Below are 18,809 nucleotides of genomic sequence, written 5' to 3'. Positions count from 1 at the left end.
AGGTGTTTTTGAAGATGGTCCCGGTCCTCGGCCGGTACGCGGGGCTGTTGGCGGCCGGGCTCCTGGCGCTGGTCGTGCTCGGGCCGCTGGCGGTGTTCGCGCCGCTCATGAGCGCCCTGGCGCTCGGTGCGCTCGCCGCCGTGGCGGCCGGCCTCGCCCAGGCGCGTACCACCGCCCTGAAGGCGCGCTGCGAGAAGCTGTCCGGCGAGGTCGATCTGCTGTCCCGGCGGCTGCTGAAGGCCGAGACCGCCGTCGTGCCGCCGCGGCCGGAGGCCGGCGATCCCGCACTGCGGGCCGAGGTCCAGGAGCTGACCGTGGAGCTGGGGCTGCTCAGCGGCATCGTCCGCGACCTGACCACGGTGGTCAGCACCCAGGATACCGAGATCGCCAGCCTCAAGGCCCGGCCCGAGCCGCGCCCGGAGCCCCCGCCAGCCGCGCTGCCGCCGGCCGAGCCGGAGCGCATCCCGGCGCCCCCGAGGCCGAGCCTGACACGGCAATTCCCGCGAGCCCGCCGCGGGCGGCTCCAGCCCGCGCCGCAGCCCGTCGCCGGGACGCGCACTCCGGAGGCACCGCCGGTGCCGCGCCCGATCCCGCCCCGTCCCGCCCCCGGGCCGCCGCGCCTTGGTCCGCCACGCCTCTGACCGCCACGCCTCTGACCGCCACGCCTCGGGCCGACCACGAGGCCGAGATCGTCCGGGCTTTCGAGGCGGATGCCCTCGAGATCCACCTGCAGCCGACGGTGACCCTGCCCCAGCGCAAGGTCACGGCCTACGAGGCGCTGGCCCGACTGCGGGTCGATGGCCAGCTGACCGAGCCGGAGGCGTTCCTCCCGGTGCTGGAGCGCTACGGCCGCACCACCGAGCTCGACCGGCGCATGCTGCAGCGGGCCGCCATCGTGGTCCGCCACCTCGCCCGCCGGGGCAGCGAGACCATGCTGACCTACGGCCTGTCGCCGCTCTCGCTGTTCGAGCCCGGGCTGCTGCGCGAGCTGGCCCGCACGGTCGCGGACGATCCGGCCCTGGCCGGGCTGGCGATCGCGCTGCCGCAGGCGAGCTGGCAGGGTCTCGATGGCGGGCAGCGCGGCCTGCTCCTGTCGCTGCGGGGCCGGATCGGGTTCAGCCTCGACCGGGCGGACGACCTGCGCTTCGATGTGGCCCAGCTCGCGGGGCTCGGGGTCGGCCAGGTCAAGGTTCCGGCCGAGCTGCTGCTGCGGCCGGGGCCAGAGCGACGGCGCCTGTCGGACATCGCCATCGAGGATCTCGCCCCGGCCCTGGCCCGGGCCGGCATCCGCCTGATCGCCACCGGCGTCGCCGACGAGGCGGACGTGCCGGACCTGATCGACCTCGACATCCCGTACGCCCAGGGTGCCGCCTTCGCGGCGCCACGGCCGGTGCGCGCCGAGGTTTTGGCCGCGCCGCCGCCGGAGCCGCCGCCCGCGCCGGCCGAGCCCGAGCCCGAGCGGCGGCCGTTCCGCTCGGTCCTGCGCAGAGCCGTCTGACCGGCGGTCCGAGCCGTGCGGCTCACCAATAGATCTGAAGCCGTCCCAGGACGGTGTCGACCGAGAACGGCGCGGTGCCCAGCGCGTCCGACTGGGCCGCGCCGGGCTGAACGCGGCCGTGGATGACGTTCGCGATCAGGCGCAGGTTCGGCTCGGGATACCAGCTCAGGCCCAGGCTCACGTCCCGCTCGGCGCCGCCGCGAAAGCCCCGGGCGTTCAGCTCGATGGCGCTGTAGCGGGCGGACAGCTCGAACACGCCGATCCCGCCCCGGGAGACCCGCTGGTCGTCCCGGGGCTGGACGCCCCTGAAAATCGCGTAGGTCGTTCCGCCATTGGGGGCCAGCGCGTAGGCGCGGCCGGCGCCGTTCAGCACCCAGCCGGCCTCGACATACCCGCCTTGAAAATTGAGGCCAGGGACGGCCCCGCCCGGGCCGCCGAACCGGTCGATCGCGGCGTGGATATACTCGGCCTGCACCAGGACGGGGCCGTTGCGATAGGCGAACTCGGCGCCGACCCGGGACACGCGCGCCACGTCCGGCAGGTCGCCGGTGTCGACGAAGGGGCGCGTGAACAGGAACGTCTCCGGCGCGGTGGAGAAGCCGAACGCACCGTCGGCCCGGCTCCGGCTCTGAAAGACGCCGGCGAGGCCGAAATGCAGGGTCTCGCGCTCTTCCAGGATCGGCGCCACGGTGGCGCGGCCCGCCGCCGCCACCCCGTCCCCGGTGATCCCGTTGCTGGCGGCGTCGCCGAACACGCTCGCCACGGCGGTCCAGGCCTGCCCGTGATGCCCGATAGCGAAGCCGAAGCGGCGATCCGGCACGAACGCGTTGGCGAGGGAGCGCTCGGCGAACAGGGTGTCGTTGTTGCTCTGCAGCCATTCGAGGCTCAGGGGCACCTTCATGTTGCCGAGCGTCAGGATCGTGTCCGGCAGCCCGGTCCAGGCGACGAAGGCGTCGTTGATCGGCAGGACCGGGTCGCTGAAATCGTACTGGAAGGCGACCACCCAATCCTTCCCGATGGTGAGCGTCGGCTCGATCCAGGAGCGGCGCACCGCGACGCTGTCGGGGAAGGCCGCGGCGAGGCCCGGCCGGCTGAAGCTGGCCGCGCCAGCATCCAGGTGGAGGCGGCCACCGATCTGGAGCTTCATCTCCGGCTCGGGCACGGTGAAGGTCAGGCCCTTCGCGTCGTAGCGCAGGCGCTCGCCGGCGGGGCCGGCCATACCCTCGATCGCATCCTCGGCCGCCCCGGCGGGCGAGGCGGCCAGGGTCAGGACCACGAGGGCAGGGACGGGGCGCATGCCCATCACCGGGCCATGGATCGGGCGGGGCGCCAATGACGTAGAGCAAGAATCGCCCGAATGATCGGGAGCGTGGCCCCGCGGTCCCAGTCCGTGCGGAGCGGATCCCGGACCGACGGCCGATCAGCCTCCGGCGGCCCCGTCGAGATACGCCCGGATGTAGCGCCCCGCGCTCGCCAGGGACCGCCGGCCGGCCGCGACCTCCGGGTAGAACAGGTGCCAGGCATGGATCATGTGCGGCCAGACCTGCAACTCGACCGCCACGTCCGCGGCCGCCGCCACCCCGGCGAGCCGCAGGGCGTCGTCCAGAAGCGTCTCCGCGGAACCGACCTGGATCAGCATCGGGGGCAGCCCGGCGAGATCGGCGCGGATCGGCGAGACCAATGGGTCGCCGGGATCGGCACCGTTGAGGTAGGCGGCGGCGAGTTCGGCGAGGTAGACCCGGCTGAGCAGCGGATCGACCGCAGCCTTGGTGTCCAGGCTCACCCCGGTGAGCGCGAGGTCGGTCCAGGGCGAGCTGAGCCAGAGGCAGGCGGGCAGGGGCAGGCCGCGCGCGCGCAGGGTCAGGGCCACGGCCAAAGCGAGGCCGCCGCCCGCGCTCTCGCCGGCCAGGGCGATCCGGCCAGGGGCGAACCCGGATTCGAGCAGGAACCGGTAGCCGGCCAGGGCGTCGCCCAGCGCGGTGGGGAACGGGTGCTCCGGCGCGAGCCGGTACGCGAGGGCGAGGGTGCGCGTCCCCGCTTCCCGGCCCGCCTGGGCCACGGCGTGGCGGTGACTCTCCAGCGACCCGGAGACGTAGCCGCCCCCGTGCAGGAACAGGATCACCCGGTCGCGGTCCGCGGCGGGCGTGGCGGTCCATTCCGCGGGCACGTCCCGGAGCTTCGCCGGCTGGACCGCGACATCGTCCGGCAGGCCATATCCCGCCCCCAGCGCATCGACCCGGGCGCGCCGGGCCGCGAGGTCGGCCGGGCGAGGACTGGCCGCGAGGCGTGCACGGATGACGGCGATCTCGCTCGCGTCGACGGAAGGACTCGGCATCGTCGGATCCCGGCACGGTTGAATACAGTCACGATGGCCGGAGCCGCGTGATTGGCCAAGATGATCGGGATCCGCAACCCAATGCAACGGGGATTGTGATCGGCGCGCCACCTCGCAGGGCTCTGCCCCGCACCTGCAAAAGGTCGCGGGCCTTTCGAAACCTCGCGTTTTGGCCGGCGCGCCCGGGCGTCGGACGAGCGTTAGACCGCCACGTTGTCGATCAGCCGGGTCCGGCCCAGGAACGCCGCCGCCAGGACCCGCGCCGGGGCCTCGACCCGCTCGACCTGGGCCAGGGTCCGGGTGTCGCAGACCGCGAGGTACTGGACCTCGAAACCCGCGGCCTCCAACGCGGCACGCCCGTCGGCGACAGGGCCTGCCACGGGGCTGCCGCCCCGGGCTGCCGCGGCGATGCCGGCCAGGACCGCGTGCAGGCGCGGCGCCACCGCGCGCTCCTCGGGCGTGAGGTAGCGGTTGCGCGACGACAGGGCGAGGCCGTCCGCCTCGCGCACGGTCGGGACACCCCGGATCTCGACCGCGAGGTCGAGGTCGGCCACCGCCTGCTGGATCACCCGGAGCTGCTGGAAATCCTTCTCGCCGAACAGGGCGACGTCGGGCCCGACCTGGTTCAGCAGCTTGGTCACCACCGTGGCGACCCCGGAGAAGTGGCCGGGCCGGAACGGGCCGCACAGCCCGTCCGTCAAGCCGGCGACATCGATCCGGGTCGCGAAGCCCGGTGGGTACATGGTCTCCACCGCGGGCGTCCAGGCCGCGTCGGCGCCGGCTTGGCCGAGCAGGGCGAGGTCGGCCTCGACGTCCCGTGGGTAGCGCGAGAAATCCTCGTTCGGGCCGAACTGGGTCGGGTTGACGAAGATGCTCGCCACCACCCGACGGCCGATCCGCCGGGCCTCGGCCACCAGCGCGAGGTGGCCCACATGCAGGGCCCCCATGGTCGGGACCAGGACGACGCGCTCGCCCGCACGCCGCCAGGCGCCCACGCTGTGGCGCAGGGGAGCGAGATCGCTGAAACGCAGGGGATTCGATTCGGGCACGGGTCCGGCTCCGCGGCGGGGCGCCGATCTAGCGCATCGGGCCGGATATCGGAACCGGCACCCGGTGGGCGAACGCGGATGTGCCCCGGCGTATGGCTGAACGCCGGCCGCCACCGTTCGGGACGATGCTCCGGAGCCTGCTCCGCGCGCCGGGACCCCACCGATGCCGGATCAGGGGCAGTAAGGCAGGAGCGACCGGCCGAACGGGTCGTCGACACCGAGCGGCGGCGTGAAGCCGTAGTAGCTCGGATGCGACAGGCCGTATTCCGAGCCGACATAGCTCGGATCGTCGGGCGCGTTGGTCGGCACCGGCACCCGGCGGGGCGTGCAACCCACGGGGATCGCCCGGGTGCGGAGGGCGTAGACCGGGCGCCGCTCGATTCCATCGTTGCGCGGGAAGAAGCGCGGGCCGCTCCGGGTGACGGTCTCGTAGCTCCCGCGCCCGTCGAGGCCGCCGCGGACGTCCAGGTCGGCCGCCCGGGCGCCTGCACACATGGCCAGGAGGGTGAGGCCGAGCACCGTCCCGATCCCGTGCGGCCGGGTCCCGCATGCCCCGCGTCGCTGCCGTGCCGTCACCCGCATGCCGAACCCGTCCCGCATCCCGGGCCAGGGTGCTGCACCAGGGTAAACGGCGGCTTACCGTCGGGGTGTGCCCTTGAGGTGATCGCTCGAAGTGATCGCTCGAAGTGATCGCTTGTAGCGATCCCTGGAGCGATCCTTGGAGCGTTCCTCGGGGCCGATCAGGTCAGCGGCACCACCAGGGCCGTCAGCACGGCCGCGAGGTCCCCCTCGGTGAGACGGATCTGCAGGCCGCGCCCGCCGCCGTTCACGTGAATCTCGGCCGCCGGATCCGACAGCGAGCCGGCATCGATCGCGGTGGGAAAAACCCGCTTCGGCCCGAGCGGGCTGATGCCGCCGACATGGTAGCCGGTGAGGCGCTCGGCATCCGCGGGCTTGAGCATCGCCGCCGCCTTGCCGGAGAAGGCCGCCGCCACGCGCTTCATCGAGACCTCCTTGTCGGAGGCCACCAGGAGGCAGACCGTCCGCCCATCCACCGCCGCCATCAGGGTCTTCAGCACACGGCCGGGCTCGACGCTCAGCGCTTCCGCGGCCTGGAGGCCGATGCGCGGGGCGTCCGGATCGTAGGCGTAGGCGTGGAGACTGTAACGGATCCCGGCCTTGTCGAGGGCCAGGGTCGCCCGGGTGGTTTTGGTGGCAGGCGTTTTGGCGGCAGGCATTTTGGCGGCAGGCGTTTTGGCCATGGAGCATCGTCTCGAGAGGTGGCGGCCGAAATTCGTGAGAAGACGCGGCGGACCAAAAAAGGCGCGCGTATCGGACCGGCTCCGATACCCGGCCTGCTGCGCCACTGCAGTCTCGGATCAGGTGGCGCCCACCCTGGCGGCGATGAGCCGGCCGATCTCGGCGTAGGCCGACTCGACAGCCGGCGCGGGGGCCGTGGCTCCGGTGACGTACACGCAGGCGAGGACCGGCGCAGGTCCGGACGGGGAGCCCGGCGGCCGAAGGATCGCCACATCGTTGAACGTGCCGTTGTCGCCGCTGCCGGTCTTGTCGCCGACGATCCAATCCGGTGGCAGCCCCGCGCGCAGGCGCTTGGCCCCCGTCTGGCACGCGATCATCCAGGCCTCCAATCGCCCGCGCGAGGCCGCCGACAGGACCGGACCGAGCAGCACGCGCCCGAGGGTCTGGCGCATCGCCTCCGGGCTGGTGGTGTCGCGCGGATCGCCCGGCAACGCGGTGTTCAAGGTCGGCTCGTCCCGGTCGAGGCGGGTGCGGGTATCGCCGGTGCCGCGCAGCCAGACGGTCAACGCTTTGGGTCCGCCCAGCGCGGTCAGCAGCAGGTTGGCCGCGCTGTTGTCGCTCCATACGATCGCGGCGGCGCAGAGGTCGGAGATCGACATCCGCCCGGTGCCGCCGCCGGCCTCCACGACCTTCCGGGTCACGGGTGCGTAGCTCAGGAGGATGTCGGGTCCGAAGTCGACGACCCGGTCCAGGGATTCCGATCCCGCATCGACCCGCGCCAGGATGGCCGCGACGGCGACCGCCTTGAACGTGCTGCACATCGGGAACAGCTCGTCCGCCCGGTGGCTCAGGAGCACGCGGTCCCGTGTCCCGGCCGAGACCCCGAGACGGCCGCCGAGACGCCGTTCGATCTCCGCCAGGGTCGGGGCCGTCTCATCGGCCCGGACGGTCCCCTGGCTCAGGATTAACGGTGCGGCGAGGACGCCGAGGCAAACGGTACGGCGGGTCCAGGACGTCACGGCGTCTCGCTCTCTCGGTGGATCGTCCCGCCGATCTTAAGCGTCGGCGTGACCGATCGATGACGCCAGGGGCGCGACTCGCCGCATCGGAGTGATACAGGGGCTGGAGCGCGTGTTTCACGTGAAACGCGTCGGATTCCAAGCGGCCGCGCACCACCGCCAGTGACACCAGCATGACCGAGTCCGATACCCTCTTCGCACCGGCCACCGGTTTCGGCCGCGCCGCCGTCTCGGTGATCCGGGTGAGCGGGCCGGGCGCCCGGGCGGTGCTGGGCGCCCTTGCCGGACCTCTGCCATCTCCCCGGCGCCTGTCGCTGCGTACCGTGCGGGATCCCGCGGACGGCACCGAACTCGACCGCGCCCTGGTTGCGTGGTTTCCGGGGCCCGACACCTATAGCGGCGAGGACATGGCCGAGCTGCACCTGCATGGCGGGACGGCGGTGCGGATGGGTGTGCTTACGGCGCTGGCCCGGATCCCAGGCTGCCGGGCGGCCGGCCCCGGGGCGTTCACCCGCCGGGCGGTGCTCAACGGCCGCATGGACCTCGCCGAAGCCGAGGCGGTGGCCGACCTGATCGACGCCGAGACCGAAGGGCAGCGCAGGCAGGCCCTGCGCCAACTCGACGGGGCGCTGAGCCGCCAGGTCGCGGCATGGCGGGCGGAGGCGATCGATTGCCTGGCGGCGGCCGAGGCCGCGCTCGATTTCGCCGACGAGGGTGACGTCGATGAGGCCAGCCTCGACGCCACACTGTTCGGCCGCGTGTCCGGCCTGCGCCACGCTATCGCGACCGCCCTGCACGATGGCCGCCGGGGCGAGCGCCTGCGCGAGGGGTTTGTCGTGGTGCTGGCCGGTGCGCCCAATGCCGGAAAATCGACGTTGCTGAATGCTCTTAGCCGGCGGGACGTCGCGATCGTGTCGGATGTGCCCGGCACCACCCGGGACGCCATCGAGATCCGCCTCGATCTCGGCGGCCTGCCGGTTTTCCTGGTCGACACCGCCGGCTTGCGCGAGACCGCCGAGCCGGTGGAGGCCGAGGGCATCCGGCGCAGCCGCGCCCGCATCGGCACGGCCGACCTCGTCTTGGCCCTCGTACCCCCGGACGGGAGCGGGCCGGATCTCGGTGCGGCCGACCTTCCCGTTCTCCCGGTGCGCACCAAGATCGATCTTTTTGCCGGCTTAACAAACACCGTGGCGCCCGGAGCACTGGCGGTCTCGGCCCGGACCGGGGCCGGGCTGGACGCGCTGCTGGACGCGATTCAGATCGCGGCGGAAGCCGGGCTCGGCACCGGCGACGCGCTGGTTACGCGGGCCCGCCACCGGGCGGCGCTGGAGGCCTGCGTGGCGCATCTCGACCGGCTTCTCGCCGGGGCGGGCGCTCTGCCCGAACTCGCTGCAGAAGATCTCCGGCTCGCAGTCCGGTCGCTGGGCGAGGTCGGCGGGCATGTCGGCGTCGAGGATGTGCTGGACCGGTTGTTTTCCGGTTTCTGCATCGGAAAGTAGTTTGTTAGCCGGCGTATTTCGAAGGATCTGGCGGTGGCGCCGGGCTCGGCAATCGCGTTTATCCTCCCGACCGCCGCCCTCGAACCGCGGCCTTTTCCGCGTGCGGACGAACAGGCCTCCGAGTCCGCCAGGCCGGCCATTGGGGCTATTGTGGGATCCGCAGGATCCGCGGGCGCCAGATCCCCAGGGCCACGTTGGCGGCCGACACCGCCAGCAGCACCCAGAGCGTGCCGCGCTCGCCCTCCAGCGAGGCGGCCAGGGCGGCGGGATCCAGCAGGCCGGCGAGCGCCCGGGCGCTGCGCTCGGCCTCGCGGTTCATCGGCCCCTGCACGTAGACCAGGCCGCCCTCGAACATCAGGACCCCGGTGGCGAGCTTCACCCAGGCCCAGCCGGCGTTGAGGTAGGCCCGGTTGAGCGCCATCGCGAGCAGCCCGGACAGCAGGGTCGCGGCGAGCGACGGCACGAACACCCAGGTGGCGACGGCCCCCATGGCGCCCCGGATCGCCGCGTAGCCGGGCAGGGCGGCCGGCGCGGGAGCCAGCGCCAGGAGGACCACCAGGGACGCCATCGCCCCCAGCAACCCGGCCGACCCCATCGTGTGGAGGAATTTCAGCAGGCGTCGCACGGCATCTGGCCCCCGGCCCGGTCGCCACGAGCTTAGCGCCGGAAACCCGGCGCGGGAGCGGGCCCGAAGGTCGCGGCCCACCCCCGTCAATCGTGCAGGCCCCTGTGAGCTGCGCAGGCCTCGTTCAGCTGTGCAGGCTTCCTTTGGCTGCGCAGGCTTCGTTCCGCTGCGCAGGCTTCGTTCAGCTGCGCAGGCCTGGTTTAGCTGCGCAGGCCTGGCGCCTCCTGGCCGGTGCGGGCCACGTACTCGGTGTAGCCGCCGCCGTACTGGTGGATGCCCTCGAGCGTCACCTCCAGCACCCGGTTCGACAGCGCCGCCAGGAAATGCCGATCGTGGGAGACGAACAGCATCGTGCCCTCGTAGTTGGCAAGCGCGGTGATCAGCATCTCCTTGGTGCCCATGTCGAGGTGGTTGGTCGGCTCGTCGAGCACCAGGAAGTTCGGCGGGTCGTACAGCATCAGGGCCATCACCAGCCGGGCCTTCTCGCCGCCCGAGAGCACCCGGCAGCGCTTCTCGACGTCGTCGCCCGAGAAGCCGAAGCAGCCGGCCAGCGCCCGCAGCGAGCCCTGCCCGGCCTGCGGGAACGCGTCCTCCAGGGTCTGGAACACGGTGCGGTCGCCGTCGAGCAGGTCCATGGCGTGCTGGGCGAAGTAGCCGAGCTTGACGCTGCCGCCGACCATGACCGAGCCGTCGTCCGGCGCGGTGGTGCCGGTGACGAGCTTCAGCAGCGTCGACTTGCCGGCGCCGTTGATCCCCATCACGCACCAGCGCTCCCGGCGCCGCACCGAGAAGTCCAGCCCCTCGTAGATCGTGCGGCTGCCGTAGCGCTTGTGGACGCCCTTCAGCATCACGACGTCGTCGCCCGAGCGCGGCGCCGGCTGGAACTCGAACGCCACCGATTGCCGCCGCCGGGGCGGCTCGACCCGCTCGATCTTATCGAGCTTCTTCACCCGGCTCTGGACCTGGGCGGCGTGGGAGGCCCGAGCCTTGAACCGCTCGATGAAGGCGATCTCCTTGGCCAGCATCGCCTGCTGGCGCTCGAACTGCGCCTGCTGCTGCGCCTCGTTCAGCTTCCGCTGGCCCTCGTAGAAGGCGTAGTCGCCCGAGAAGGTGGTCAGCGCGCCGCCGTCGATCTCGATCACCTTGGTGACGATCCGGTTCATGAACTCGCGGTCGTGCGAGGTCATCAGCAGGGCGCCGTCATAGGCCTTCAGGAACGATTCGAGCCAGATCAGGCTCTCGAGATCCAGGTGGTTGGACGGCTCGTCCAGCAGCATCACGTCCGGGCGCATCAGCAGGATGCGGGCGAGCGCGACCCGCATCTTCCAGCCCCCCGAGAGGGCGCCGACATCGCCGTCCATCATCTCCTGGCTGAAGCTGAGGCCGTCGAGCACCTCCCGGGCGCGCCCCTCCAGGGCGTAGCCGTCGAGTTCCTCGAACCGGGCCTGGACCTCGCCGTAGCGCTCCACCAGGGCGTCCATCTCGTCGGCCCGGTCCGGGTCGGCGAGCGCGGCGCCGAGCTCCGCCAATTCGGCCGCCACCGTGCTCACCGGGCCGGCGCCGTCCATCACCTCGGTGACGACGCTGCGCCCGGCCATCTCGCCGACATCCTGGCTGAAATACCCGATGGTGATGCCCCGGTCGGCCGCGACCTGGCCCTCGTCGGGCTGCTCCTGGCCGATGATCATCCGGAACAGGGTGGTCTTGCCGGCCCCGTTCGGACCCACGAGCCCGATCTTCTCGCCCCGCTGGAGCGCGGCCGAGGCCTCGATGAAGACGAGCTGCCGCCCGTTCTGCTTGGTGATTTTGTCCAGGCGTATCATGAAGGGCGGTTGCCGTGTCCGGGGGAAATACTTCGGGCCGCTTACGGCATGGATCGAGACGGCGCAAAGACGAAGCCGGGGTCGGGGGGCCGCTTGCCGCTCACGCAACCGTGGGATCGGCGCCGGGAGCCAAGCACAGGCAGGGCCGTTGCCCCGCGCGAGACACAAGGAACGCGATGCTGTTCGGTTGGTGGAAGACGAGCCTGGACATGGCCATGCTGGGCCTGGAGGCCCAGGGGGTGATCGCACAGCGCATGGCGATGTTCGCGGTGGGCGGCCCGGCCGCGCAGATCGAGGCGCAGCGCATGGTGACGGAGAAGATCATGGCGGCCAGCGAAGCGGCCCTGATGGTCGCCTCGGGCGCCTCGAACGGCAAGGTGATCCGCAGCTACCGCCGGAAGGTCCAGGCCAACGCCCTGCGGTTGAGCCAGCGCTGAGAAGCCCGGCCCGGGACGCATCGCGACCGGAGCCGCGTTCCGCACAGGCGCTGCGCGGCCTCCCCGTGCCGGGCCCGCGACGTCACAGCCTCCTGGTCGAAGGAGACGACGATCTCACCGGCGAGCCGCCGGCCTTCCTACGCCAGGACGCCGTCGGCGAAGTCGCCACCGGCCTCTCGCGGCCTGAGTCCGAGCCAACACGGCGGTGTCGAGGGACATGTTCGTGCGTCGTCCGGCGCACCAGCCCAAGCCAGCCTCCGCCCGGGCGTTCATCGCCTCGATCGTCCGAGGCGCATGCCGCGTCACGTCTGCGTCGAAGGCTTGGACGACATCGGCGATGGTGCCGGATGGCCGGGCCGCCCGCGCGCGCAGCGCACCACTTGGCCACGTCTCGCAGGTCGACCCGCTCCTCCGGCGAGAGGCCGAGATGTTGCAGCAGGTCCCGTCTCAGGGCGCCCTGTCCTTTCGCAGCCACGGCGAGGGACGCCATCGCGATCTGCATGGATCGGAATGGATGGATCGGACTGGGATAGGGCGTACGCCTGTCGCCATCCACGTCGCCGGGATACCGGCGCGCGCGAGAGAGCGGGGTCGATGCCCGTCGCGGAACGAGCGCAGCGAAGCGACCCGGGGAAGAGCCCGGTCAGGGAGCGTAGCGCCGCAGGGTTGCGTCGCTACGCCCGCATAGACAGCGCCTGCTCGCCGTATCCCCGGAGCCCTGACCGAGCCTCAGTTGTTCGCCGTCCGGAACGTGTCGCAGGCCTTGGTCTGCCCGCTCTTGTAGCCGGCGGTGAACCAGCGCTGGCGCTGGGCCGAGGAGCCGTGCGTGAAGGAATCCGGCACCACGTAGCCCTGCGAGCGCTTCTGCAGCGAATCGTCGCCGATCTGGGCGGCGGCGTTCAGGGCCTCGTCGATGTCGCCCTGCTCCAGCTCCGCGTACTTGTCGTTCGAGTTCTTGGCCCAGACGCCGGCCAGGCAATCGGCCATCAGCTCGATCCGCACCGACAGGGCATTCGCCTCGGTCTTGCTGGAGGCCTGCTGCTGGCGGGCCTGGACCTTGCCGAGAATGCCAAGAACGTCCTGGACGTGGTGGCCGACCTCGTGGGCGATGACGTACGCGTAGGCGAAGTCGCCCTTCACGCCGAACTTGCTCGCCATCTCCTTGAAGAAGCCGGTGTCCAGGTAGACCTTCTTGTCGAGCGGGCAGTAGAACGGGCCCATGGCGGCCTGGGCCGAGCCGCAGCCCGAGCGGGTGCCGCCGGTGTAGAGCACCAGGGTCGTCGGGGTGTATTGCTTGCCGGTCTGCTGCGGCAGGATCTGGCTCCACACGTCCTCGGTGTTGCCCAGGATCTTCGAGGCGAACCGGCCGCTCTCGTCCGTCGGGGCCTGGCGGCGCCGGGACTGGGTTTGCGGGTCGGCCGTCTGCTCCTGCTGGCCGCCGCCGCGGCCGATCTGCTGGGCGCCGCCGATCAGGATCGCCGGGTTGATGCCGGTGAAGTAGCCGATGATCATCAGCACCACGATGGTGCCGATCCCGAGGCCGCCCGCGCCGCCGCCCGGGAAGCCCATGCCACCGCCGCCGCCCTCACCGCGGCGATCCTCGACGTTGTCGGAGCTGCGTAGATCGTCCCAGCGCATGGTCCCGCCCTGATGCCGCGCCTGCCGCCGGGCAGGGTGCGGTCCTAACTGTGCATCGCCTATGTCCGAAAGCCGGCAGACACCGTTCGGGACGAAACTCTAATGACGGGAGGGAACGCCCGGTTCCGCGGCTCCGGTCAAGCTTTCCCGTCGAGCAGGGCGCGCAAGGCGCGAAAATCCCGCCATGCGAGGCGCTTCTGCACCGGCTGTCGCAGCAGGAAGGCCGGGTGGAGGGTGGCCAGGAGCTTCGCCTCGCCGGTCGGCAGCTTGTACGGGAACAGCCGGCCGCGGGTCCGCAGGATCCCGTCCTTGGTGCCGGTCAGCGTCTGGGTCGCGGGGGCGCCGAGGCAGACGATCACCTCCGGATCGACCAGCTCGATCTGGCGCTCCACGAAGGGCCGGCACACCGCCACCTCCTGGGGTGTCGGGTTGCGGTTGCCCGGGGGCCGCCACGGGACGATGTTGCCGATATAGGCGCTGGTCCGATCGAGGCCGATCGCCGCCATCATCTTGTCGAGGAGCTGGCCCGAGCGGCCCATGAACGGCTTGCCGATCCGGTCCTCGTCGGCGCCCGGGGCCTCCCCGAGAAACATCACCCGCGCCTCGGGATTGCCGTCGGCGAAGACCAGGTTCTTGGCTGTGAAGCGCAGCGGGCAGGCGTCGAAATCCGCCAGGATCTTTTCCAGCTCGTCGAGGCTCTTGGCCTCGCGCGCCCGGGCGCGGGCATCGCTCGCCGCCTCCTCCGGCTGGGCGCTCGCCGCACGCCCGAAGGTGCGGGCCGGGGCCGGGGACGGGGGGGGGTGAGCCCGGGGGCGGCACGAGGCTGTGGGACGGGCGGCGGGCCGGGGCGAAGCCGCCGGGCGCCAGGGCGCCCGCAGGGTCGGGGCCGGCGTGTCGGCCTCGCCGAAGCGGTCGTGCGGCCGCTCGTCGAGGACCGCGTCGGCGCCGGCCTCCACGTGGAAATCGAGATAGGCGATGAGGTCGGCTTGCGCGTCGGTGGGGCTCGGCATGCTGGTCAGCATGTGGGGCGCTCGATGCCTGTGGACAACTCTTGAAACCCGCTCGACGGCAAGGACTTGCGTGACCGAACGGCGCGGCCTTCGGCGCCCTGCCGCACGCCACGGTGACCGCCGGGTCGCCCCGAGCCCGTCCGTATTCCCCCCATGTGGCATAGGAGAGCTTTCGCTCAAGTCCGGGCTCCGGCAGCTTGCCTTTCCAGTCTGGAATCGCTTGAGACGGCGACACGTACTGCCGATCCGGCAACGGATCGGGCATAGCGACAAGAAAACAGGAGGCTCGACGATGGCGCTGCCCGAACGCGAAAGCATGGATTTCGACGTGGTCGTGGTCGGCGCCGGCCCGGCCGGGCTCGCCGCCGCGATCCGCCTGAAGCAGCGCGCGGCCGAGATCGGCGAGGAGATCTCCGTCGTCGTCGTGGAAAAAGGCTCCGAGGTCGGCGCCCACATCCTGTCGGGCGCGGTGATCGACCCGATCGGCCTCGACCGGCTGCTCCCGGACTGGCGCACCGATCCGGAGCGGCCGCTCAAGACCGAGGTCCGGCGTGACGAGTTCATGATGCTGACCAAGAACAGCGGCGTGACCCTGCCGAACGTGTTCTTCCCCAAGCTCATGTCGAACCACGGCAACTTCGTCGGCTCGCTGTCGAACACCTGCAAGTATCTGGGCGCCCAGGCGGAGGCGCTCGGCGTCGAGATCTATCCGGGCTTCCCGGCCGCCGAGGTGCTGTTCGACGAGGCCGGCGCGGTGGCGGGCATCGCCACGGGCGACCTCGGGATCGGCCGTTCGGGTGATCCGCGCGAGGACTACACCCGCGGCATGGAGCTGCGCGGCAAGTACACGGTGTTCGGCGAGGGCGCCCGGGGCAACCTGACCAAGGGGCTGATCCAGCGGTTCTCGCTCAATCGCCACAGCGACCACTTCAAGTACGGGCTCGGCGTCAAGGAGCTGTGGCAGCTGCCGGATTCCACCTTCGAGCCGGGGCTGGTGCGCCACACGATGGGCTGGCCCCTGCCGAACCGGGCCGGCGGCGGCTCCTGGCTGTACCATTTCGACGACAACCTGCTGTCGGTCGGCTTCGTGACGCACCTGAACTACGAGAACCCGACCCTGTCGCCGTTCGAGGAGTTCCAGCGCTTCAAGACCCACCCGATGATCGCCGACACCTTCGCGGGCGCCAAGCGCATCGGCTACGGCGCGCGCGCCATCATGGAGGGCGGCTGGCAATCGGTGCCCAAACTGGTCTTCCCGGGCGGCTGCCTGGTCGGCTGCTCGGCGGGCTTCGTCAACGTGCCGCGGATCAAGGGCTCGCACAACGCGATCCTGTCCGGGATGCAGGCGGCCGACGCCATCGCGGACGCCCTGAAGGCCGGCCGGGCCGGAGACGAGCTCGCCGCCTACGATGCCGGCTGGCGCGACAGCCCGATCGGGCAGGACCTCAAGGCCGTGCGCAACGTCAAGCCGCTCTGGTCGCGCTACGGCACCCTGGTGGGGGTGGGGCTCGGCGGGGTCGACATGTGGGCGACCAGCCTGCTCGGCGCCTCGCCGTTCGGCACGCTCAAGCACGGCAAGCCGGACCATGCCTGCCTCAAGCCGCTCTCGGAGGTGACGCCGATCACCTACCCGAAGCCGGACGGCAAGCTGACCTTCGACCGGCTCTCCTCGGTCTACCTCTCGAACACCAACCACGAGGAGGACCAGCCGCCCCACCTCAAGGTCCGCGATCTGGAGCTGCAGAAGCGCTCGGAGCACGACGTCTACGGCGGCCCCTCGTCCCGCTACTGCCCGGCCGGCGTCTACGAGTGGGTGGAGGACGCCGCCGCCTCGGACGGCGTGCGCTACCAGATCAACGCGCAGAACTGCGTCCACTGCAAGACCTGCGATATCAAGGACCCGAACCAGAACATCGATTGGGTGACGCCGGAGGGCCCGGGCGGACCGAACTATCCGAACATGTGAGGGACGGCCGATACATATCGGCCGTCTGACGCGTTCGCCGTTCGTCGGACAGGCGGGCGTACCCATATGTTTGCGATCAGCCGGCAGCGGGTTTGGGTCGCCGAGCCCCGGCGCCTCCCACGGGATGGCGCTCCGGTTGAGCCCGTTTCTCAGAGAAACACGTTTCGTCCGACCGTCCGGGTGTTGAGCGCGACGTCAGGGCGCGCGCTGTGGCAATCGTGACAAAGCATCGGGGCGGCTTCCTCGCCCCGAAGACCTTCCTCGCCCCGAAGACCTTTCTCGAGCCGTTGCGCGATCTCGACCCGGCTGCCTCGACCCGTCCGGACCTCTGGCCTGGGGTAGCCGCGTGCCGGAGTGCCGGTCTCGCTATCCCTGTGAGCGTGCCTCGCCCCTCGACGAACACGCTTCCGGCGATGCTTCCGAGCAAACCTCCGGCCGATCTGTTCGCCGCGGGCGGCAACGTTGTCGCAGCAAGCGACGAGGGCCCGCGCGGGTGCAAGCCTGACAGACGTGCGCGAGTCCGAGGACGCCGGCTACCGCGCCGGCCTGAATCCGTAAGCCCCCGCGCCATCCTTTCGCCTTGCGGGGCTGGCGGGATGCGTTCAGTGTCCCCAGCGATTTTCGGGGATGCCCCGCCATTCTCGCGCCCGGCCCCCGTAGGCCGGCGCCCAGGAGCCGCGACCGGTTCATGATGATAACACGCGCCCGCCGGAGCGTCTCGGCGCTCGCCCTGATGCTCGCCGCCGGCCTGCCTCAGACCGTTCTGGCCGCCCAGCCGCGCGAGTCGGCTCCGCTGCTCGAATACGAGCCCGCGGAATCCCTGGAGGGCAACTTCCTGTCCGCCTACATCGCGGGCGCCTCCCGGGACACGGCGGCGGCGGCGACCTTCTACCGCGAGGCGGTCAAGGCCGACCCGCGCAACGCCGAGCTGGTCGAGCGCGCCTTCATCTCGCTGCTCGCGGACGGCGCCCTGCCGGACGCGTTCCGGGCCGGCGAGAAGCTGATCGCACGCGATCCCACCAACGGGCTCGCCAACCTCTCCCTCGGGGTGCGCCAGATCAAGGCCGGCCAGTGGGCCGCCGCCCGCCAGAATTTTTCGAGGAGCGGCCGGGGCGCGGCCACCGACCTGACCGCGACGCTGCTGACCGCTTGGTCCTATGCCGGCGCGGGTGACGGCAAGAAGGCGCTGGAGACGGTCAACAAGCTCCGGGGCGAGCGCTACTACAACACCTTCCGCGACTACCATGCTGGCCTGATCGCCTCGGTGATCGGCGACAACGCCGAGGCCGAGCGGCGGCTCAAGGCCGCCTACGAGGCCGACCGCAACACCCTGCGGATCGTCGACGCCTACGCCCGGCTGGAGGCCAGCCTCGGCCGCACCGACCTGGCGATCCAGGCCTATTCCGACTTCGACCAGCTCTCGCCCCGGCACCCGCTGGTGCGCGACGCCCTGGACAAGCTCAAGGACGGCAAGCCGCTGGCCCGCCTGATCGGCAACGCCCAGGAGGGCGCCGCCGAGGTGCTGTACGGGCTGGGCTCGGCGGGCTCGACGCAGGGCGACGAGCTGCCCGCGGTGATCTACCTGCGGCTCGCGCTCTACCTCGCCCCCGACCACGCGCTGGCCCGGCTGACGCTCGCCGACACCCTGGACCGGATGAAGCAGACCGAGCGGGCCAACGAGGCCTACGCGCAGATCCCCGCGACCTCGCCGCTCAAGCTCAACGCCGACATCCAGGTCGGCCTCAACCTGGAGCAGATGGGCAAGGGCGACGAGGCGCTGGCCCATCTCGACGCCGCCATGAAGGCGCATCCGGACGACATCGACGTGATCACCGCGCTGGGCAACGTCCAGCGGGCGCGCAAGAAGTACGAGGAGGCGGCCGCCACCTATACCCGCGCCATCGACCTGATCGGCGACCGGCCACTGGCGAATTACTGGACGACCTTCTACTTCCGCGGCACCGCCTACGAGCGCGCCAAGCAATGGCCCAAGGCCGAGGCCGACCTGAAGAAGGCCCTGTCCCTGGTGCCGGCGAGCCAGCCGGCCGCCAAGGCCCAGGTGATGAACTATCTCGGCTATTCCTGGGTCGACCAGAAGATCAACATCGACGAGGCGTTCAAGCTGCTGCAGCAGGCCGCCGACGCGAGCCCCCGGGACGGCATGATCGTCGACAGCCTGGGCTGGGCCTATTACCGCCTCGGCCGCTGGGACGACGCGGTGCGCGAGCTGGAGAAGGCGGTCGAGCTGAAGCCCGGTGACCCGACCATCAACGACCACCTCGGCGACGCCTACTGGCGTTCAGGCCGGCGCCTCGAGGGCAAGTTCCAGTGGCAGCATGCCAAGGACCTGAACCCCGAGCCGGACGACCTCGCGCAGATCAACGACAAGCTGAAGGACGGCCTGCCGGAGATCGAGAAGCCCACCGCGACGGCCGAGACCGTGCCGGCCCCGGTGGCGGCCCCGCACAACGCCGAGAATCCGGAACTGCCCAAGGGCGCCCCGCAGCCGCACGAGGCCCCGGGCGCCGCCGACAAGGCCAAGAAGTCGGGGGGTTAAAAGCCGCCTCCTCCGGGGCGCGCATACTCTCCGGGCCGGCAAGACTAATTTGTCCGTCGGCTCATAAAAATCGACGCGCTTTTCCGGTCGGTT

At 71.3% G+C, this 18,809-nt stretch carries 16 protein-coding genes; 6 read left to right on the top strand and 10 right to left on the bottom strand.

All coding sequences use genetic code 11. The features are described 5' to 3' along the window. Positions 1-14: 14 nt before the first annotated feature. Positions 15-641, top strand: a complete 627-nt coding sequence (locus FVA80_RS31600; RefSeq protein ID WP_246692110.1) for a hypothetical protein — start codon at positions 15-17, stop codon at positions 639-641. Between the two features lie 98 nt (positions 642-739). After that, a complete protein-coding gene (locus FVA80_RS31595; RefSeq protein ID WP_246692109.1) occupies positions 740-1,498 on the top strand; it encodes an EAL domain-containing protein in 759 nt (252 codons plus the stop codon). Between the two features lie 22 nt (positions 1,499-1,520). Here FVA80_RS31595 and FVA80_RS23605 read toward each other — a convergent pair whose 3' ends face one another. The 6 genes from FVA80_RS23605 to bla all read right to left on the bottom strand — a co-directional run bounded on the left by FVA80_RS23605 (position 1,521) and on the right by bla (position 7,161). Next, on the bottom strand, positions 1,521-2,795 hold the full coding sequence (locus tag FVA80_RS23605; protein WP_246692108.1) for a porin: 1,275 nt from the start codon (positions 2,793-2,795) through the stop codon (positions 1,521-1,523). A gap of 123 nt (positions 2,796-2,918) precedes the next feature. Then, complete coding sequence (locus FVA80_RS23600; protein WP_147910440.1) at positions 2,919-3,833, bottom strand: alpha/beta hydrolase; 915 nt, start codon at positions 3,831-3,833, stop codon at positions 2,919-2,921. A 200-nt stretch (positions 3,834-4,033) separates the two neighbouring features. Beyond that, the gene (gene panC / locus FVA80_RS23595; RefSeq protein ID WP_147910439.1) at positions 4,034-4,882 is read right to left on the bottom strand and encodes a pantoate--beta-alanine ligase; all 849 of its coding nucleotides are present in this window, start codon (positions 4,880-4,882) and stop codon (positions 4,034-4,036) included. A 171-nt stretch (positions 4,883-5,053) separates the two neighbouring features. Continuing rightward, positions 5,054-5,377: a hypothetical protein gene (locus tag FVA80_RS23590; protein WP_147910443.1), complete on the bottom strand. Its 324-nt coding sequence runs from the start codon at positions 5,375-5,377 to the stop codon at positions 5,054-5,056. Positions 5,378-5,622: 245 nt separating this feature from the next. Continuing rightward, positions 5,623-6,144, bottom strand: coding sequence for a YbaK/EbsC family protein (locus FVA80_RS23585; RefSeq protein WP_246692107.1), 522 nt, complete (start codon positions 6,142-6,144; stop codon positions 5,623-5,625). Between the two features lie 117 nt (positions 6,145-6,261). Next, positions 6,262-7,161, bottom strand: coding sequence for a class A beta-lactamase (gene bla, locus FVA80_RS23580; RefSeq protein WP_147910438.1), 900 nt, complete (start codon positions 7,159-7,161; stop codon positions 6,262-6,264). A gap of 173 nt (positions 7,162-7,334) precedes the next feature. On the opposite strand from bla, the gene mnmE reads away from it, so the two are divergent. Beyond that, a complete protein-coding gene (mnmE, locus tag FVA80_RS23575; RefSeq protein ID WP_147910437.1) occupies positions 7,335-8,660 on the top strand; it encodes a tRNA uridine-5-carboxymethylaminomethyl(34) synthesis GTPase MnmE in 1,326 nt (441 codons plus the stop codon). A 145-nt stretch (positions 8,661-8,805) separates the two neighbouring features. Here the strand turns inward: mnmE and FVA80_RS23570 are convergent, their stop codons facing one another. Next, entirely contained in the window at positions 8,806-9,285 is a 480-nt protein-coding gene (locus FVA80_RS23570) for a hypothetical protein (protein WP_147910436.1), read from the bottom strand. A gap of 200 nt (positions 9,286-9,485) precedes the next feature. Beyond that, a complete protein-coding gene (locus FVA80_RS23565; RefSeq protein ID WP_147910435.1) occupies positions 9,486-11,108 on the bottom strand; it encodes an ABC-F family ATP-binding cassette domain-containing protein in 1,623 nt (540 codons plus the stop codon). A gap of 176 nt (positions 11,109-11,284) precedes the next feature. Between FVA80_RS23565 and FVA80_RS23560 the strand changes: the two genes are divergently transcribed. Further along, the gene (locus FVA80_RS23560) at positions 11,285-11,545 is read left to right on the top strand and encodes a hypothetical protein (RefSeq protein WP_147910434.1); all 261 of its coding nucleotides are present in this window, start codon (positions 11,285-11,287) and stop codon (positions 11,543-11,545) included. A 729-nt stretch (positions 11,546-12,274) separates the two neighbouring features. Here FVA80_RS23560 and FVA80_RS23550 read toward each other — a convergent pair. Next, positions 12,275-13,183: a neutral zinc metallopeptidase gene (locus tag FVA80_RS23550; RefSeq protein WP_147910433.1), complete on the bottom strand. Its 909-nt coding sequence runs from the start codon at positions 13,181-13,183 to the stop codon at positions 12,275-12,277. 137 nt (positions 13,184-13,320) lie between these two features. Further along, positions 13,321-14,205, bottom strand: a complete 885-nt coding sequence (locus tag FVA80_RS23545; protein ID WP_147957883.1) for a uracil-DNA glycosylase — start codon at positions 14,203-14,205, stop codon at positions 13,321-13,323. A 280-nt stretch (positions 14,206-14,485) separates the two neighbouring features. Between FVA80_RS23545 and FVA80_RS23540 the strand changes: the two genes are divergently transcribed. Next, on the top strand, positions 14,486-16,159 hold the full coding sequence (locus tag FVA80_RS23540; RefSeq protein WP_147910743.1) for an electron transfer flavoprotein-ubiquinone oxidoreductase: 1,674 nt from the start codon (positions 14,486-14,488) through the stop codon (positions 16,157-16,159). A 688-nt stretch (positions 16,160-16,847) separates the two neighbouring features. Beyond that, positions 16,848-18,716, top strand: coding sequence for a tetratricopeptide repeat protein (locus FVA80_RS23535; protein WP_147910742.1), 1,869 nt, complete (start codon positions 16,848-16,850; stop codon positions 18,714-18,716). The last annotated feature ends 93 nt before the right edge of the window (positions 18,717-18,809 follow it).

The sequence above is a fragment of the Methylobacterium sp. WL1 genome, assembly GCF_008000895.1.
GTDB lineage: Bacteria > Pseudomonadota > Alphaproteobacteria > Rhizobiales > Beijerinckiaceae > Methylobacterium.
This window is presented reverse-complemented; position numbering and strand designations above follow the sequence as displayed.

Excerpts from the sequence above, each read along its gene's own strand:
- FVA80_RS31600 (WP_246692110.1), top strand. The coding sequence starts at position 15 with ATGGTCCCGGTCCTCGGCCGGTACGCGGGGCTGTTGGCGGCCGGGCTC.
- FVA80_RS23605 (WP_246692108.1), bottom strand. The coding sequence starts at position 2,795 with ATGCGCCCCGTCCCTGCCCTCGTGGTCCTGACCCTGGCCGCCTCGCCC.
- FVA80_RS23600 (WP_147910440.1), bottom strand. The coding sequence starts at position 3,833 with ATGCCGAGTCCTTCCGTCGACGCGAGCGAGATCGCCGTCATCCGTGCA.
- FVA80_RS23590 (WP_147910443.1), bottom strand. The coding sequence starts at position 5,377 with ATGTGTGCAGGCGCCCGGGCGGCCGACCTGGACGTCCGCGGCGGCCTC.
- FVA80_RS23585 (WP_246692107.1), bottom strand. The coding sequence starts at position 6,144 with ATGGCCAAAACGCCTGCCGCCAAAATGCCTGCCGCCAAAACGCCTGCC.
- mnmE (WP_147910437.1), top strand. The coding sequence starts at position 7,335 with ATGACCGAGTCCGATACCCTCTTCGCACCGGCCACCGGTTTCGGCCGC.
- FVA80_RS23565 (WP_147910435.1), bottom strand. The coding sequence starts at position 11,108 with ATGATACGCCTGGACAAAATCACCAAGCAGAACGGGCGGCAGCTCGTC.
- FVA80_RS23560 (WP_147910434.1), top strand. The coding sequence starts at position 11,285 with ATGCTGTTCGGTTGGTGGAAGACGAGCCTGGACATGGCCATGCTGGGC.
- FVA80_RS23550 (WP_147910433.1), bottom strand. The coding sequence starts at position 13,183 with ATGCGCTGGGACGATCTACGCAGCTCCGACAACGTCGAGGATCGCCGC.
- FVA80_RS23545 (WP_147957883.1), bottom strand. The coding sequence starts at position 14,205 with ATGCTGACCAGCATGCCGAGCCCCACCGACGCGCAAGCCGACCTCATC.
- FVA80_RS23540 (WP_147910743.1), top strand. The coding sequence starts at position 14,486 with ATGGCGCTGCCCGAACGCGAAAGCATGGATTTCGACGTGGTCGTGGTC.
- FVA80_RS23535 (WP_147910742.1), top strand. The coding sequence starts at position 16,848 with ATGATGATAACACGCGCCCGCCGGAGCGTCTCGGCGCTCGCCCTGATG.